Source organism: Actibacterium sp. 188UL27-1 (assembly GCF_016901225.1).
Lineage (GTDB): Bacteria > Pseudomonadota > Alphaproteobacteria > Rhodobacterales > Rhodobacteraceae > 188UL27-1.
Genome location: NZ_JAFEUL010000004.1, coordinates 40,904 through 56,436 on the forward strand (window position 1 = coordinate 40,904; position 15,533 = coordinate 56,436).

14 protein-coding genes and 1 riboswitch are annotated in these 15,533 nt (G+C 61.1%); of the genes, 13 read left to right on the plus strand and 1 reads right to left on the minus strand.

The features are described 5' to 3' along the window. Positions 1–71: 71 nt before the first annotated feature. The 6 genes from miaB (at position 72) to metK (ending at position 6,772) form a co-directional block, all read left to right on the plus strand. Positions 72–1,391, plus strand: coding sequence for a tRNA (N6-isopentenyl adenosine(37)-C2)-methylthiotransferase MiaB (gene miaB, locus IU397_RS07135; protein ID WP_204412028.1), 1,320 nt, complete (start codon positions 72–74; stop codon positions 1,389–1,391). A gap of 135 nt (positions 1,392–1,526) precedes the next feature. After that, positions 1,527–2,537 carry a PhoH family protein gene (locus IU397_RS07140; RefSeq protein WP_204412029.1) on the plus strand — a complete coding sequence of 337 codons (1,011 nt, stop codon included), beginning with the start codon at positions 1,527–1,529 and terminating at the stop codon, positions 2,535–2,537. 75 nt (positions 2,538–2,612) lie between these two features. Next, positions 2,613–3,104 carry an rRNA maturation RNase YbeY gene (ybeY, locus tag IU397_RS07145; protein ID WP_370541642.1) on the plus strand — a complete coding sequence of 164 codons (492 nt, stop codon included), beginning with the start codon at positions 2,613–2,615 and terminating at the stop codon, positions 3,102–3,104. Between the two features lie 29 nt (positions 3,105–3,133). Then, on the plus strand, positions 3,134–4,027 hold the full coding sequence (locus IU397_RS07150) for a hemolysin family protein (RefSeq protein ID WP_204412030.1): 894 nt from the start codon (positions 3,134–3,136) through the stop codon (positions 4,025–4,027). Between the two features lie 19 nt (positions 4,028–4,046). Then, positions 4,047–5,537 (plus strand): apolipoprotein N-acyltransferase, encoded by a 1,491-nt coding sequence (lnt, locus tag IU397_RS07155; protein ID WP_204412031.1) that lies wholly within the window; start codon positions 4,047–4,049, stop codon positions 5,535–5,537. Positions 5,538–5,547: 10 nt separating this feature from the next. Next, a riboswitch (SAM-SAH riboswitch) is annotated at positions 5,548–5,597 on the plus strand. Positions 5,598–5,602: 5 nt separating this feature from the next. Next, the gene (metK, locus tag IU397_RS07160; RefSeq protein ID WP_204412032.1) at positions 5,603–6,772 is read left to right on the plus strand and encodes a methionine adenosyltransferase; all 1,170 of its coding nucleotides are present in this window, start codon (positions 5,603–5,605) and stop codon (positions 6,770–6,772) included. Positions 6,773–6,776: 4 nt separating this feature from the next. Here the strand turns inward: metK and IU397_RS07165 are convergent, their stop codons facing one another. Next, positions 6,777–7,628 carry a DMT family transporter gene (locus IU397_RS07165; RefSeq protein ID WP_239479664.1) on the minus strand — a complete coding sequence of 284 codons (852 nt, stop codon included), beginning with the start codon at positions 7,626–7,628 and terminating at the stop codon, positions 6,777–6,779. A gap of 121 nt (positions 7,629–7,749) precedes the next feature. Here IU397_RS07165 and dacB point away from each other — a divergent pair, with 121 nt between their 5' ends. The 7 genes from dacB (at position 7,750) to IU397_RS07200 (ending at position 15,492) form a co-directional block, all read left to right on the plus strand. Then, complete coding sequence (gene dacB / locus IU397_RS07170) at positions 7,750–9,264, plus strand: D-alanyl-D-alanine carboxypeptidase/D-alanyl-D-alanine-endopeptidase (protein WP_204412033.1); 1,515 nt, start codon at positions 7,750–7,752, stop codon at positions 9,262–9,264. Between the two features lie 200 nt (positions 9,265–9,464). Further along, the gene (locus tag IU397_RS07175) at positions 9,465–10,424 is read left to right on the plus strand and encodes a hypothetical protein (protein WP_204412034.1); all 960 of its coding nucleotides are present in this window, start codon (positions 9,465–9,467) and stop codon (positions 10,422–10,424) included. Continuing rightward, positions 10,424–11,290 (plus strand): ThiF family adenylyltransferase, encoded by an 867-nt coding sequence (locus IU397_RS07180; protein WP_204412035.1) that lies wholly within the window; start codon positions 10,424–10,426, stop codon positions 11,288–11,290. Before IU397_RS07175 ends, IU397_RS07180 begins: the two co-directional genes overlap by 1 nt. Next, positions 11,287–12,492, plus strand: coding sequence for a hypothetical protein (locus IU397_RS07185; protein ID WP_204412036.1), 1,206 nt, complete (start codon positions 11,287–11,289; stop codon positions 12,490–12,492). The genes IU397_RS07180 and IU397_RS07185 overlap by 4 nt, the downstream gene beginning before the upstream one ends. After that, positions 12,489–13,595, plus strand: coding sequence for a GNAT family N-acetyltransferase (locus tag IU397_RS07190; protein ID WP_204412037.1), 1,107 nt, complete (start codon positions 12,489–12,491; stop codon positions 13,593–13,595). The genes IU397_RS07185 and IU397_RS07190 overlap by 4 nt, the downstream gene beginning before the upstream one ends. Next, positions 13,592–14,584, plus strand: a complete 993-nt coding sequence (locus IU397_RS07195) for a hypothetical protein (RefSeq protein WP_204412038.1) — start codon at positions 13,592–13,594, stop codon at positions 14,582–14,584. The genes IU397_RS07190 and IU397_RS07195 overlap by 4 nt, the downstream gene beginning before the upstream one ends. A gap of 86 nt (positions 14,585–14,670) precedes the next feature. Next, the gene (locus IU397_RS07200) at positions 14,671–15,492 is read left to right on the plus strand and encodes a metallophosphoesterase (protein ID WP_204412039.1); all 822 of its coding nucleotides are present in this window, start codon (positions 14,671–14,673) and stop codon (positions 15,490–15,492) included. Positions 15,493–15,533: the final 41 nt, after the last annotated feature.

Genomic DNA, 15,533 nt, shown 5'->3' on the forward strand with positions numbered 1-15,533 from the left:
CGGCCTGTCGGGCGTTGCGAAGCCGGGGTCGTTTGGGTATAGCCGATGGACTTCCGAACAGGACCGCAATGATGCCGCGCAAGCTTTTTATCAAGACCTATGGCTGTCAAATGAATGTCTACGACAGTGAGCGCATGGCCGAGGCCATGGGCGCGGCGGGGTATGAACAGACTGCTACAGCGGAAGAGGCTGATATGATCCTGCTCAACACGTGTCATATCCGGGAGAAGGCGGCGGAAAAGGTCTATTCCGAATTGGGGCGCTTTAAGGGGCTCAAGGCGGCGAACCCGGATCTGAAGATCGGGGTGGCAGGATGTGTCGCCCAGGCCGAGGGGGAAGAGATCATTCGCCGTCAGCCCCTGGTCGATCTGGTCGTGGGGCCGCAAAGTTATCACAGGCTCCCTGCGATGGAGGCCAAGGTGCGGGATGGTGGCCGCGCTGTGGACACTGATTTTCCCGAGGAAGATAAATTTGCCCATCTGCCCGCCCGCCCTTTGCCGGACCGGGCGCCTACGGCGTTTTTGACGGTGCAGGAGGGCTGCGACAAGTTCTGCGCGTTTTGCGTGGTGCCTTACACGCGGGGGGCAGAGGTCAGCCGCCCGGTCGCACGGATCCTGGCGGAGGCCGAGGATCTGGTGACGCGCGGCGTGCGGGAGATCACCTTGCTGGGCCAGAATGTGAACGCCTATCACGGGGAGGGCGAGGTCGGGCCCTGGGGCCTGGCACGGCTGATCCGGCGCTTGGCCAAGATTGACGGGCTGGCGCGCATCCGCTTTACCACCAGCCACCCCAATGACATGGAAGACGACCTGATCGCAGCCCATGGTGATTGCCCCAAGCTGATGCCGTATCTGCATTTGCCCGTGCAATCGGGCAGTGACCGGATCCTGAAACGGATGAACCGCAAACACACGGCCGAGCAGTATCTCAGGCTGATTGAACGGATCCGGGTGGCGCGCCCTGACCTGCTGCTGTCAGGCGATTTCATTGTCGGCTTTCCCGAGGAGACGGAGGCGGATTTTCAGGCCACGCTCGATCTGGTCGAGGCTGTGGGATATGGTCAGGCCTATTCGTTCAAATACTCCGCACGTCCCGGTACACCCGCTGCAGAACGCGCCACAGTGGATCCAGATGTGGCAGATGACCGGCTGCAACGGTTGCAGGCGCTGTTGAAGCGGCAGCAGATTGCGGCGCAGGAGGCCATGGTGGGCCGCAATGTGACCGTGCTGTTGGAAAAGCCTGGGCGGCTGCCTGGCCAGATGATCGGCAAATCGGATTACCTGCACGCGGTCCATGTGACGACAGATCAACCACGCGGGACCCTGCTGCCCGTGCGGATCGCAGCCTCAAGCGCGAATTCGCTGGCGGGTGAGACGATGACTGGTCTGTGACGCCGTCTTACGCAATGTGGCGGTACCGATCTGATTTTCGTGTCAGCGCGGTAAAATTTCAGGGTGGCCCCTTGCCAGACAGGCACGGCGGTTGCACCATAAATTTAGGTGTTGCGCTCAAAACCGGAGCTATATTTGGCCATTTCAGACCTTACTGTGCCCCCTGATCAAGGTTCGCCCTTGGAAAGCCTGATCGAATTTCCCGATAACCGCCTGTTAATTGAGCTTTGTGGTGAATTTGACCGCAACTTGGCGCAGATTGAGCAGGTCACCCAGGTGCAGATCATTCGCCGGGGCAACCAGCTTGTCCTGCATGGGGAGGCCGCGGCCCAATCGCAGGCCCAGCAAGTATTGCAGGGTCTTTACGAGCGGCTTGAGGCCGGGCGCAGTGTTGAGATCGGCGATGTCGATGCGGCATTGCGGTTTGAGCCTGCCCCAGAAGCCCCCGATGAGCGTGGGTTTGATCAGCTTGAGATGTTCAAGGGTGGTCGGGTCGAGATCAAGACCCGCAAAAAGATCGTTGAGCCCCGGACCGAGGCGCAAAAGGCCTATGTGCGAGCTTTGTTCGACCATGACCTGACCTTTGGCATTGGCCCGGCGGGCACCGGCAAGACCTATCTGGCCGTAGCTGTGGCCGTGAACATGTTCCTTGGGGGCCATGTTGACAAGATCATCCTGAGCCGCCCCGCCGTCGAGGCTGGGGAGCGGTTGGGTTTCTTGCCCGGCACGCAAGAGGACAAGGTCGATCCCTATATGCAGCCGCTTTATGATGCGTTGGGGGATTTTTTGCCTGGCAAACAGGTGACCAAGCTGAAGGAAGAAAAACGGATCGAGATTGCGCCCCTGGCCTTCATGCGCGGGCGGACTCTGTCGAACGCGTTTGTGGTGCTGGATGAGGCGCAGAACGCCACCACGATGCAGATGAAGATGTTCCTGACCCGGTTGGGTGAAGGCTCTCGCATGGTGATCACGGGAGACCGCAGCCAGGTCGACTTGCCGCGCGGCGTGCAATCGGGATTGCGAGAGGCCGAGCAGTTGTTGACGGGGATCGATAAGATCTCTTTCAACTACTTCACTGCCGATGATGTGGTGCGGCATCCGCTGGTGGCGGCGATCATCAAGGCCTATGAGGCGCAGGACGTTTGAGGACGCGACATTTGGTTTTGTGCCTCCGGCGGGAGTATTTTTACCAATAAGAAAGTGCGGGCGGTGTCTTTGGAGATTGATGTGATCGCTGAAGATGCATCTTGGGGTGTCGCGGATCTGCCAGGGATTTGCCGTCGCGCCGGAGCGGCGGTTGCGCGGCACCTGGTTTTACCTGTTGGCTGCGAGGCTGTGGTTCTGGGCGGCTCCGATGCGCGGATTGCAGAGCTTAATGGTCAATTCCGGGCAAGGCATCAGGCGACCAATGTGCTGTCTTGGCCGCAGCACTCCCTGGCCGCAGACGCGGCGGGCGATGTGCCGCGTGTGCCTGCCTCCGACCCGATGGAAGACGGAATTGCCCTGGGTGATATCGCGCTTGCTTTTGAGACCTGCCGCATCGAGGCGCGGGCGGCCGGCATCCCATTTGAGGCGCATATCACCCATTTGGTGGTTCATGGTCTTTTACATCTCTTGGGGTATGACCATATTCGCGATAAAGATGCGGACTTGATGGAAGCGCGCGAGGTTGAGATACTTGCGCTATTAGACGTGCCAAACCCCTATGGTTAGGGACCGCGGCGGAACTTTGGACAGGACATATGGGCGACACACCGGACGGATCTTCTAACGCAGCGCAACGCGCGCCGGATATTGATCACGCCCCCGACAAAAAAGGCCTCTTTGGTCGCCTTCTATCGGCGTTTGGCCCGCAGCAGGACCCTGAATACGTGGAACAGACCGTGGTATCAGCGAACGGATCCTCTGTTGACATTATGCCGATCGGGATCGGCAATCTGCGATCCATGCGGGTGGAAGACGTCGCCATCCCGAAAGTGGAGATCGTGGCGATCCCGTCGGATATCGACCAGAATTCCCTGATCCAGGTGTTTCGCGACAGCGGATTGACCCGCTTACCCGTCTACGATGGCACGCTCGATAGTCCGCAGGGGATGGTGCACCTGAAGGACCTTGCGCTGCGCCACGGCTTTGACTGCAACGAGACACCGTTTGAGTTGAAGCCGATGGTGCGCCCGCTGCTTTATGCGCCACCTTCGATGCCGATCGGTGTTCTGCTGCAGAAGATGCAAACTGAACGCATGCATATGGCGCTGGTCATCGACGAATATGGCGGTGTCGACGGACTGGTTACAATCGAGGATCTGATTGAACAGGTCATTGGCGAGATCGAGGATGAACATGACCCGGCCGAAGGGTCCACTTGGTCTGAGGAGAAACCAGGTTGTTATCAGGCCCTGGCGCGCACTCCCTTGGATGAGTTCGAACAGGTGATCGGCTTTCGATTGGCGGATCCTGAAGATCAGGAAGAGATCGATACGTTGGGGGGCCTGGTCTTCATGCTGACGGGGCGGGTGCCAGCCCGCGGCGAAGTGGTGCCGCATGCGACCGGGGCGGAATTTGAGGTCGTGGACGCCGATCCCAGGCGCATCAAGCGATTGCGCGTGCGGCTGCCCAGTGCCAAAGCAGCAGAGTAGCGCGGCTCGTTCAGGGCACATGCGCTTGGCGCTGATTGTGACCGGTCTGGTCATGGCGACGGGACAGGCACCGCTGGGTTGGGCCTGGCCCGCTTTTTTGGGGCTGGCGGTCGGGCTGTTTCTGGTCACGCGCGCCGATACCGTCCGCAGCATGGCTTTTCGTGGCTGGTTGCTTGGCTTGGGATATTTCGCAGGTGCGCTTTTCTGGATCGTTGAACCGTTTTTCGTGGATGCCGCACGCCATGGATGGATGGCGCCGTTTGCATTGTTCCTGCTGGCGGGCGGGATGGCGCTGTTCTGGTCCGCGGGTTGTGCGCTGGCGGCTTGGCTGGGGCGTCGGCATCGGGTGATCTGGATCGTTCTGACCCTAACAGGTGCCGAACTGGCGCGGGGCTATGTTCTGACCGGTTTCCCCTGGGCATTGATCGGCTATATCTGGGTCGATACGCCCCAGTTACAGGTCGTGGCGCTGGTCGGGCCTTACGGTCTGACATTTCTGACAATCGCTGCCGCGGCGCTTCCTGCGATCTTGGGGCAGGCACGGATCCTCTTGGGCGCTTTTATCGCGGGTGCAGCGCTGTCTGCGCCCGCCGCCTACGGTCTGTGGCAGTTGTCGCAGCCGATGCCCGTGCGGGAGGTGCCCCTGACCATGCGCCTGATCCAGCCCAATGCGCCGCAGCACTTGAAATGGGATCCGGATCATATCCCAGAATTTTTCCAACGGCAGTTGGATCTGACCGCGGAACGTGGTGCTGCTGAGCCGGATCTGATCATCTGGCCCGAAACGGCTGTGCCCTATATGCTGGAAAATGCAGGCCAGGCGTTACAAGTCATGTCCCATGCCGCAGGCGGTACACCCCTCGTGTTCGGTGCACAAAGGCGGGACGGATATGCCGCTCATAACAGCCTTGCCGTAATCGGACCAGACGCCACCGTGACCCATCTTTATGATAAGCATCACTTGGTGCCCTTTGGTGAATATTTCCCGATGGCCCATATCTTTGGACGCTTTGGTCTGCGCGGTCTGGCAGAGGTGGCGGAGTTTGGCTACACGCCCGGTCCGGGCGCGCAGGTGCTTGATCTGGGGCCCTTGGGAAAGATGCTGCCGCTGATCTGTTACGAGGCGATTTTCCCCCAAGATCTGCTGGCCGCGCCGGAACGGGCGGATTGGATCCTGCAGATCACAAACGATGCCTGGTTTGGCAATATTGCGGGGCCCCATCAGCACCTGGCCCAGGCCCAGGTGCGTGCGGTTGAGCAGGGCCTCCCATTTCTGCGATCCGCCAATACCGGCATTTCGGCGGTGATTGATGCGCGGGGGCGGGTCATCGATGCCTTGCCGCTCAATACGGCAGGATCGCTGGATGCCAACCTGCCTGCCGGCTTGCCGCCGACGCTGTATAGCCGGATTGGCGATCTGCCTATGGCAATGTTTTTGGCGGTGCTTGCCAGTGTGCTCGCTTTGTTGACCCGGCGGAAAGCGGTTGACGGTACCTCTCAAGGCACCTAAGGCCGACGGAACTCTGCCACAACGGCTTCCTGGCGTGGCAGGTGAAACACCAGTGGAGCATCCCCATGGCACGACAGAATTATATCTTCACCTCCGAATCTGTTTCGGAGGGGCATCCCGACAAGGTCTGCGACCGCATCTCGGACGCCGTCCTGGACGCATTTCTAAGCGAAGAGGCGCAGGCCCGCGTCGCGTGCGAGACTTTTGCCACCACCAATGCGGTGGTGATCGGGGGCGAGGTCGGCCTCAGCGATGCCGCCAAGCTCAAGGACTACATGGGCCGGATCGATCAGATCGCCCGCGATTGCATCCGCGACATCGGGTATGAGCAGGACAAGTTCCATTGGGAAACCTGCCAGGTGCAGAACATGCTGCATCCGCAATCAGCGCATATCGCCATGGGTGTTGACCGTGACGGCGCAGGTGACCAAGGTATCATGTTCGGCTATGCTGTCGAAGAGACTGAGCAGTTGATGCCAGCGCCCATCCATTACTCCCATGCGATTCTGCGCCGCCTGGCTGAGGTCCGCAAATCCGGGCAGGAACCCACCTTGCGCCCGGATGCGAAAAGCCAGATCTCCCTGCGATACGAAGATGGCAAGCCGGTTGAGGTCACTTCGGTCGTGCTGTCGACCCAACATGCCGATGAAAGCCAGACCAGCGACGATATCCGTGCCATTGTCGAGCCTTATATTCGGGAGGTTCTGCCCGATGGCTGGATCACCGGTGCGACCGAGTGGTGGGTCAACCCGACCGGCACCTTTGTGATCGGTGGGCCGGATGGCGATGCGGGCCTGACCGGGCGCAAGATTATCGTCGACACCTATGGCGGTGCGGCGCCCCATGGCGGTGGCGCGTTCTCGGGCAAGGATCCAACCAAGGTGGACCGGTCCGCCGCCTATGCCGCGCGTTATCTTGCAAAGAACGTCGTTGCCTCTGGCATGGCCTCCCGCTGTACGATCCAGTTGAGCTATGCAATTGGCGTGGCAAAGCCGCTGTCGATCTACGCGGATACCTATGGCACCGGTCAGGTGGACGAGGTCGGGATCGAGCGCGCCATCGCCCAGGTGATGGATCTGACCCCGCGCGGAATTCGCGAACATCTGCATCTGAACCGGCCGATTTATCAGCGTACCGCAGCCTATGGCCATTTCGGACGCGCACCCGATGCCGATGGTGGCTTTAGCTGGGAAAAGACCGATCTGACTGAGGCGCTGAAAAAGGCCGTCGCCTGACGGTTCAGCGCCGAAGCAGCACTGTGGCGAAACCGCTCAGGCATAGGCCCACCAAACCCACCAGTGCCAACGTGTCTGGGAATGTGCCGAACAGGCTCCATCCCAGCACGGTGGCCGCGACAAGCTGGAAATAAACCAGCGGGGCCATGCGGGATGCGGGCGCTTGGGCATAGGCGAGGATCAACAGCAGGTTGCCCAGCATCGACAGCAGGGCGCTGGCCGTGATGAGAAGTAGGCTCGCGCCGGTGAAGGGTGGCCACCAGGCTGCACCGAGCGGGGCCAGAACCAAGGTGGCCACCACCAGCTGGGTCAAGAGCAGTTCCTCTGCCGGTGCCGCATCCCGTGCCCATCGGCTAGCTGTCAGATAGGCCCCGTAGAACAGGCCGGCCAAAACCGCCAGGGCCAATCCGGGTGTCATGCCGAAACCCGGCTGAACCACCAGTAACACACTGATAAACCCGCAAAACAGCAGGATCGTGCGGGCGAGTGTCACAGGCTCCTTCAACAGCCAGGCTGACAGCAGGTAGGATAGGATCGGCCCAATAAAGAAGGCACCGAACGTGTTTGCCAACGGCTCGGTCCGCAAGGCGGAGACGATGCAGGCAACGCCCCCGCCGATCAGCACCCCCCGCAGCCACAGCCGCCAATCGGCAAAGGCCCGCCAGCGGGGTCGGCGACCCAGCACCAGAAGGCCAGCCAACACGACGATTGCCCCCAATCCGAAGCGGCTGAAACCCACGAAAAAGGGCGAGGCGCCGTAATCCTGCATCAGGACCTTGCCCGCCGCATCGCCAGCGGGAATGCAGGTCATGGCCAGCAGCATCAGGAACACGGCGCGAAGTGGGGTCTGGGACATGGAGCCGCTCTTAGGCTGCGCAGGCGAGAGGTGAAAGGTCAGAAGCTTGCAATCGTGACAAAACGGTGAAAAGGCCATCGTAGCGCTTGCCCCCGGCGCGCAGCTTTGATTGGATTACCCCATGAAGCGTAACGATTTTTCGCCTTCGCGGCGGTGGGTTCTTGCAGGTTTGATGACGGGCGTCGCCGATTGCGCGCTTGCCAATGCGCCCACGCGGTCGCTTTATCCGCTCCCCCGTCCGGGCGGCGCATCGACCGAGGTCTCAAAGGCCCGGCGTGCCCCCTCTGTCACGCAGTTGATCGCCGATGCCAATCTGGGCGGCAAGGTTACCTTTGTGGTGGCCGATGCCAAGACCGGAGAGGTTCTGGAAGCCCATAAACCGCTTTACCCGATGCCGCCTGCCAGTGTGACCAAATCGTTGACGGCGCTTTACGGTCTGTCTGCCTTGGGGGCGGATCACCGGTTCCGGACCTGTCTGATCGCAACCGGACCCATCGAAGACGGCACGCTGAAAGGCGATCTGGTTCTGGTGGGTACGGGGGATCCCACGCTGGATACGGACGGGCTTGCCGATCTTGCCAGTCAGATGAAGGCCAATGGCATCCACGCGGTCCAAGGGCGGTTCCTGACCTATGGGTCGCGGTTGCCGCACCTGCGCCTGATCGATCCCGACCAACCCGACCATGTCGGATATAACCCGTCGATTTCGGGCCTGAACCTGAATTTCAACCGGGTTCATTTCGAATGGAAGCGCGCAGGCGAAGGATATTCCATGGCGATGGATGCCCGCACAGCCAAGTATCGCCCGGCGGTCAGCGTGGCGCGGATCTCTGTCGCGGATCGCAAAGGGCCAGTTTACACCTATAACGACCTCGGCGGAACCGATGATTGGACCGTGGCCCGCAGCGCGTTGGGGCAGGGGGGCAGCCGCTGGTTACCGGTGCGCTATCCCGATGCCTATTGCGCTGATGTGTTTCGCACCCTGGCGCGCTCCCACGGCATTACGCTGACCAAGGCCGATCCTGCCAGCGATGCGCCAAGCGGAGAGATGTTGGCCGAATGGACCAGCCCACGCCTCGAAGAGATCCTGCGCGGAATGTTGAAATATTCCACCAACCTCACGGCAGAGGTTGTTGGCCTTGCGGCTTCCCTCGCCCGTGGTGCGCCGCAAGACAGTCTGCGTGCGAGCGGTGGACAGATGACCGATTGGCTGTCTGAGAAGACCCGGATCAACAAGGTGCGCTTTGTCGATCATTCCGGGTTGGGGGATCAATCGCGGATCTCCGCCTCTGAAATGGTGGGGGCGCTGGTGCGGCTGGGGCCGGATGCTGGGCTGCGACCGCTGTTGAAACAGGTTCCGATGCTCGATCAAAAGGGCAACCGGGTTGACAATCACCCAGCAAAGATTCGGGCCAAGACAGGCACATTGAATTTTGTCAGCGCTTTGGCCGGCTACATCGAGGCGCCGGATGGCACTGATCTGGTCTTTGCCATTTTCTGTGCTGATCTTGACCGCCGCGCCAAACTCACCAAGGCGGAACGGGAGCGTCCTGAAGGCGGCAAAAGCTGGACCCGCCGCGCACGCCGTCTGCATGGTCAGCTGATCGCCCGGTGGACAGCCGTCTATGGGGCCTGACGGTTGGTTTGCGAATGCGCGCAAAGTGATCGCCACCCGCGGCGCCGCACCGCTGCTTTGTCCACACCCTTAGAAAACGGCGCCAAAAGGTCGGGTATTCCAGAGAATTCAGCGGAAATTTCTGGGGTAAACCGGCTCCGGCCTTGAAATTGCCACCAGTTGCAAGGACTTCTGCGGTTGAGTTTCACGGAAAGAGTGACATGGCCCGGTTGGCAACTGACATTCTGCAAGGTCTGCGCCGTCCCTTTCTGGACGTGACCCTGTCGACCGGCGCCGGATATGTGACCCGCATTGTGGAGCGACCGGGCGCCTGGATGTCCGCCGATGAACTGCAAGAGCTTTCGGCGCAATTGCGCGGGATTGCGGCCAAGACGCTGCCGGCGGGTGGACTGACCTATGGCGTTTTCTCTGGCGATGCGCACCGCATGGGTCATTCGATCATCACCCTGATCACCGACGGCAAAACAGGTGCGCCTGTCGCCTTCAACGCCCTGGCCGTGATTGAGACGGACCTGAACCAGGCGCAGATCGATATCCTGCATCTGGGCTTGGTCATGGTCGATCCCGATGTGCGCAGCAAGGGCCTGGCCTGGATCCTGTATGGCCTGACCTGTATTCTTTTGTGGCTGCGCAATGGGCTGCGGCCGGTTTGGATTTCGAATGTGACCCAGGTCCCCGCGGTGGTTGGTATGGTGTCCGAGACGTTCAGCGATGTCGCCCCGCGCCCCGATCTGGAGGGCCCCCGGGATTTCACCAAGGTTCTGCTCATGCGGTCCATCATGGCCGATCATCGCCATGTCTTTGGCGTCGGGCCCGAGGCGCGCTTTGATGAAGTGCGCGGTGTGATCGAGAATGCCTATACCGGCGGATCCGATGACCTGAAAAAGACCTTTGAAGAGGCGCCCAAACACAGGGATCACGTCTATAACGACTTTTGCGCGGCCCAACTGGATTATCAACGCGGCGATGATTTCTTGCAGATCGGTCAGCTCGACCTGTTTGCGGCCAGTCGCTACATCTCTCGTTCCGTCCCACGGGGGTCCCTGGCTGCCTTGCTGGCCCTGACGGTCGTTGTTCTGTTGCAGCGGGTCGGGCTGCCGCTGATCCAGTGGTTGTCGCCGCGCCGGTCTTTTGGTGTTCTGCGGGCGCGGGAGAAGTGATGTTTACCTATGAGGCCTTGACCACCCGCAATATCGGTTTCGTTACCGAGGAGGAACAAGCCAAGCTGCGCGACGCAACCGTGTTTGTTTGCGGCACCGGGGGTATGGGCGGGGCCGTGATCATGGCCCTGGCGCGCGCCGGTCTGGGGCGTCTTTTGATCGCCGATATCGATGAATTCGAAGTGTCGAATCTGAACCGCCAGGTCTTTTGCACCATCGAAACGGTCGGTCGGCACAAGGCGGAGGCGACCCGTGATGCCTGCCTCAAGATCAATCCCGAGATGCAGATCGAGGTATATCACGGGGACTGGGCCGATCACGTGACGGAGTTGGTTGCCCAATCGGTGATCGTGGTCAACGGCACCGATGATCTGGGTGCGTCCTTGCTGCTGTACCGCACGGCGCGGGCCGGCGGGAAAGCGGTGGTTGATGCCTATGCCTCCCCGTTGCCGTCGGTCTATGTCACGCCGCCCGACGGAACAGACCATGAAACGCGGCTGGGTTATCCAACAATCGGCACCGACTGGGACAAGCTCACCGGCCTTCAGCGGCAGGCCGCGTTCCAGCGGGAGGCCGAATATGTTCTGATCCATTCGTCATCGCGCCATCACATCGATCTTGATATGGCCGGACAGGTCGCGGCCGGGCGGCGCAGCCGAATGTCATTCGCCCCCATGGTGCTCAGCACAGGCATGTTGATGGCCTATGAAGTGATCGCCGCCATCCTGGACAAACAGACGGCCACCGATGCGCGAGGCTGGTTTTTTAACCCCCATCGCGCCCGAGTCGAACATCCGCGTCCGGCCTGGCTGGCGGCCCTTTTGCGGCCTGTCATCCGGCGCGTGCTGGCACGCATGATGGCATGACATTTCTGATCCCGGATATCGCATTATCCGTCGCGGCGATTGCCGGGATGGCGACGGTCCTGTGGCACCTAGGGCGGTCACCGGGGCAGGGCGCTGTCGCCCGCCAGTTCCAGATGATCCTGATCACGGTGATCGTCTTTCAATCGGCGCGGATCATGACCTGGTTGGAGTTCACCTGGTTCTTCCGTTTTGCCACCTATGCAAGCGCGGCCCTGATCCCGTTGATGGCGCTGCTTTTGTGTGAGGTTCTACTCCGTCGCCACGCCCCGATCTGGGCGAAGGTCACGGTAGGTGGCCCGGCAGTGACCCTGATCTGCCTGGCCGCCTGGCCCGGCGTCACGGCCATGTCGGGCTTTATCGCGGCGCTGCTCTTTGCGCAGCTATGGGGGTTTGGCGTCGTGGGTTGGCTGGTCTGGCGGCGCGATCGAGGCAGCCTGTCGCGGGTCGAAAACCAGCGTATCGCATGGCTGGGCCTGTCGCTGGTTTTCATCCTGCCATTCCTCGCCTCAGACTACCGGCAGGATTGGGCTCCCGTGCCGGTGCGTCTGTCGGGCCTTGCCATTCTGGTGACCTGTTGGTTGAGCCTTTGGGGGCCGCGCAATCCGGTCACGCCGGTCTGGACGCTCGGATGGATCACTTGCGCCAGTGTGATCTCGTCTGCTGTTTTGTGGATCCACCTGGACTTGACCCCGGTCGAGGCCGTGCAGGTGGGCGTTCTGTCCATGGCGCTGATCCTTGTTTTTGACCTCTTCCGCCGGGTTGCCGTCTTGCAGCAAGACATACGACAGGCCGCGCTGCTGACCCGGCTGGCCGGGGCGGCGCACCAACCGTTCGATGATTACCTCACCCATATTAGCAACAGCGCCACGGCCGAGGGTGTGTTGATCCTGCACCGAAACGAACTGCTGGAATTCAGCACCGATGCCCTGACGGGCCTGCTGCACCGGACCGGCGGATATGGGCGCGATGACCTGCCGCCCCGTCCCGGCGATGACACGCTGGCGCAAAGCCAGATCCGCATGTTGATGCGTCGCTACCAGGCGGATCAGGTGTTCTTGTTGTCGGACGAGCCTGTCTTGCTGGCGGTCGCACGGGGGGACGGGATGGGCGGGCGCGGTCCCTCACCAGAATTATGCGCTGCATTTGCCATGGCCCGTCTGATTGCGAGGCATGGCCCGCCAACAAAGGACGCAACCGCATGACAGTGACTGTGCAGGTCGAGAATTTCGAGGCGTTCTTTGAGGCGCCCTTACAGGCGTACGGCGCAAACACGCCATATGTGTCCCCGCTCAAGGCGGATCTGGCCCGTTTCCTGTCGATCAAGGACAATCCCCTGTTTCGCGATGACAGCGCATTGACCTATTTCACGGCCCATCGTGACGGGCGGATTGTGGGGCGGATCACGGCCCATCTCCATGGTGAGTCCAATAGGCTTCATGACTGTAATCGTGGATATTTCGGCTATTTCGATGTGGCTGATGATTCCGATGCGGCAGTCGCGCTGCTGAACGCAGCAGAGAGCTGGTGCCGTGCGCGGGGCCTGTCGGAGATTGCGGGAAATTTCAACCTCACCGCGATGCAGCAGATCGGTGTCCTGACCGACGGGTTCGAGGAAGCACCATTCACCGATCAGGTCTGGTCACCCCCCCATGTCGCGCGCCTGTTGGCGGCGCATGGATATGCGGCCACCTTTCCCATGGCGACCTTTCGCACGGATCTGCGCACGACCCCGCCCCCCGCGCTTGGCCCCAAACAGCAGGCCATCGCCGGGGATCATGACTTTACCTTTGCCCCCGTCACCCGCCGCCTCGTGGATCAGCGGATGGAAGAGGCGCGGCAGATCCTCAACGCCTCCTTCGCGGAGAACCCGATGTTCGTCCCGGTCACGGCAGAGGAGTTCCATTTCCAGGCCAAAGACATGAAATGGGTGATGGATCCCCGCATCTCAGCCGTTTTGCACCATCGCGGGCAACCCGCCGCTGCGATCATTTGCGTGCCTGACCTCAACCCACTGCTCAAGGCGATGCGGTCCCGGATCGGCCTGACCACCCCGGTTCACTATCTCCGCCACCGAATGACATGCCGGCAGGCGGTGCTGATATTCTCGGGCGTTGTCCCACATCTGCAGGGGCAGGGTATCGGGCCATATGTGCTGCGGCATGTGGCGCAGGCGGCCAAGGCGGCGGGTTATCACCATATCGCCAATACATGGATCGCCGATGTGAACGCTGCGAGCCTGGCGCAAAAGGAAAAGGCAGGCGGGATATTGCAGCACCGGCTTCATCTGTTCGGAAAAAGCTTATGATCGTTACTCCTGATTGGGAAGTGGTCGTGGGTCAGGCGAACCTTTCGCCATCGGTCCACAATACCCAACCCACACGGTGGCGGATTGAGGATGGTCTGGTTCACCTGTCCCTTGATCCCGGCAGGCTGCTTGCCATCGGTGATCCGACCGGGCGCGATGCCCGGTTCAGCCTGGGTGCCGCTTGGCAGGGCACGCAGCTGGCGTTGCAGGCCAACGGATTTGATCTGGTTGAGGCAGGGCGGGAGCCTACGGGTGAACACGGACGGTGCATCACTGGTGAGGTTCTGCCAGAGGTGAAGGCCGCCTTGCCACGCTTTGACATTGGCGCGCGTCTGACATGGCGCGGCGGTTTTGCTGACGCCTCCGATCCCGCATTGCGGCACTTGCGCCAGATCACTGATGCAGCTGACTGGGCGACCTTGCTGACCCAAGCCACCGATATCGCCCATATTGCGGATCGAAACGATGTTGTTAGCCTCGCCTTCTTTCGTGATCCGGCCTATCGGAGCGAACTTTTATCCTGGATGCGGCTGGCCCGTTCCAACCCGCACTGGGCGACCGATGGCCTAAATGCCCAGGCGCTGGCCCTGTCGCGGATCGAGGCCTGGGGCGCGAACATCGCCTTACGCAAACCGGTTTTTGGCCTTCTGGATCGCGCGCGCCTAGCGGGGGGGCTGACCTCGGAGAAAGACAAGACCTTGACCGCGACCGGTATCGTGCTGTTTCACCGCCCGCAGGCTGAAGATCCGCTCGACAGCGGTGCGGCCTATTACGTGCTTCTCCTGGCCCTGGCTGCGGTGGGATTTGCCACCTGGCCCATGGCCGTGCTTGCGGATGATCCGGCCTGCCGGGCCGATCTGGGACGCCATTTCAACCTGCCGGACCAGGATCGCCTCATCACCGCCCTGCGCGTGGGGCCCATACCGCGCGTGGCGCGGCCCGGACGGGCCCGCTTGCCCGTCTCTCAAGTGCTGGACCGGCACGCATAGACACAGGATCGCCGACGCCTTGCGGTCCGCGCTTGACAAGTTTCACGCCCCCGGCTGTTGTCGGGATCAGTTTGCCGGAGGTATTCGTGTTTAAGTTCGTTGTCATGTCCGATCTGCATATCGTTGCACCCGGCACGCTGAGCCACGCCATCGACACGACCGACCGATTGCGCTGCGCCGTAAGCCATATCAATGAAAACCACAGTGATGCCGCGTTTTGCGTGCTTGCGGGCGATTTGACGGATAACGGCGACGCACCGTCCTATCACCGGATGGCGGATGTGCTGGCCGATCTGTCGATCCCGGCCCATATGACCTTGGGCAACCATGACAGTCGTACTGTGTTTCTTAAGCATTTCGGAGCCGATCAGGCCTGCGCCACCGGTTACATCGACCGAAAGATCGATATGGGCGATTACCGCGTGATCATCCTTGATACGCTGCAGGAAGGGCAGGGTGCGGGTGCCCTGGACGATCTGCAGCTGGACTGGCTGCGCCAGCAACTGGCCGGTGCCGCGGGCCGCCCCGTGATCATCGTCATGCACCACGGACCTGCCGCATTGGGTGTGCCCATGGATTTCATTCGATTGCAGCACAGCGATGCCTTTGTAGATGTGCTGAAAACGCATAGCGACATCCGCCAGATCATCAGCGGCCATGTCCACACCTCTGTGGCAGGCAGCTTTTGCGGGCTTCCGTTCACCACAATTTCTGGGAACCATTACAATATCTTACCCAAGCTGGGCGGTGATTTTTCGGATGTGCCACGCCGCGAGGGGCCCGGGCAGATCGGCCTTGTCCTGGCGACGGACGATACGGTCGTTGTGCATCACGAAACCTTCTTTGACCGTCACGCGATTCAACCGGCTGAGCTGCATTCCTGGCAACCGGCAGACGACACGCCCTAGCGCCCCTTGCAACCCCCTGCCTCTCTGTCCAGACTGGCGTC

What these genes read in the sequence shown, in the direction of transcription:
- IU397_RS07165 (WP_239479664.1), bottom strand. Translation starts at nt 7,628, where the DNA reads ATGTCCCAGACCCCACTTCGCGCCGTGTTCCTGATGCTGCTGGCCATG.
- IU397_RS07195 (WP_204412038.1), top strand. Translation starts at nt 13,592, where the DNA reads ATGATCGTTACTCCTGATTGGGAAGTGGTCGTGGGTCAGGCGAACCTT.
- IU397_RS07150 (WP_204412030.1), top strand. Translation starts at nt 3,134, where the DNA reads ATGGGCGACACACCGGACGGATCTTCTAACGCAGCGCAACGCGCGCCG.
- lnt (WP_204412031.1), top strand. Translation starts at nt 4,047, where the DNA reads ATGCGCTTGGCGCTGATTGTGACCGGTCTGGTCATGGCGACGGGACAG.
- IU397_RS07180 (WP_204412035.1), top strand. Translation starts at nt 10,424, where the DNA reads ATGTTTACCTATGAGGCCTTGACCACCCGCAATATCGGTTTCGTTACC.
- metK (WP_204412032.1), top strand. Translation starts at nt 5,603, where the DNA reads ATGGCACGACAGAATTATATCTTCACCTCCGAATCTGTTTCGGAGGGG.
- miaB (WP_204412028.1), top strand. Translation starts at nt 72, where the DNA reads ATGCCGCGCAAGCTTTTTATCAAGACCTATGGCTGTCAAATGAATGTC.
- IU397_RS07185 (WP_204412036.1), top strand. Translation starts at nt 11,287, where the DNA reads ATGACATTTCTGATCCCGGATATCGCATTATCCGTCGCGGCGATTGCC.
- dacB (WP_204412033.1), top strand. Translation starts at nt 7,750, where the DNA reads ATGAAGCGTAACGATTTTTCGCCTTCGCGGCGGTGGGTTCTTGCAGGT.
- IU397_RS07175 (WP_204412034.1), top strand. Translation starts at nt 9,465, where the DNA reads ATGGCCCGGTTGGCAACTGACATTCTGCAAGGTCTGCGCCGTCCCTTT.
- IU397_RS07190 (WP_204412037.1), top strand. Translation starts at nt 12,489, where the DNA reads ATGACAGTGACTGTGCAGGTCGAGAATTTCGAGGCGTTCTTTGAGGCG.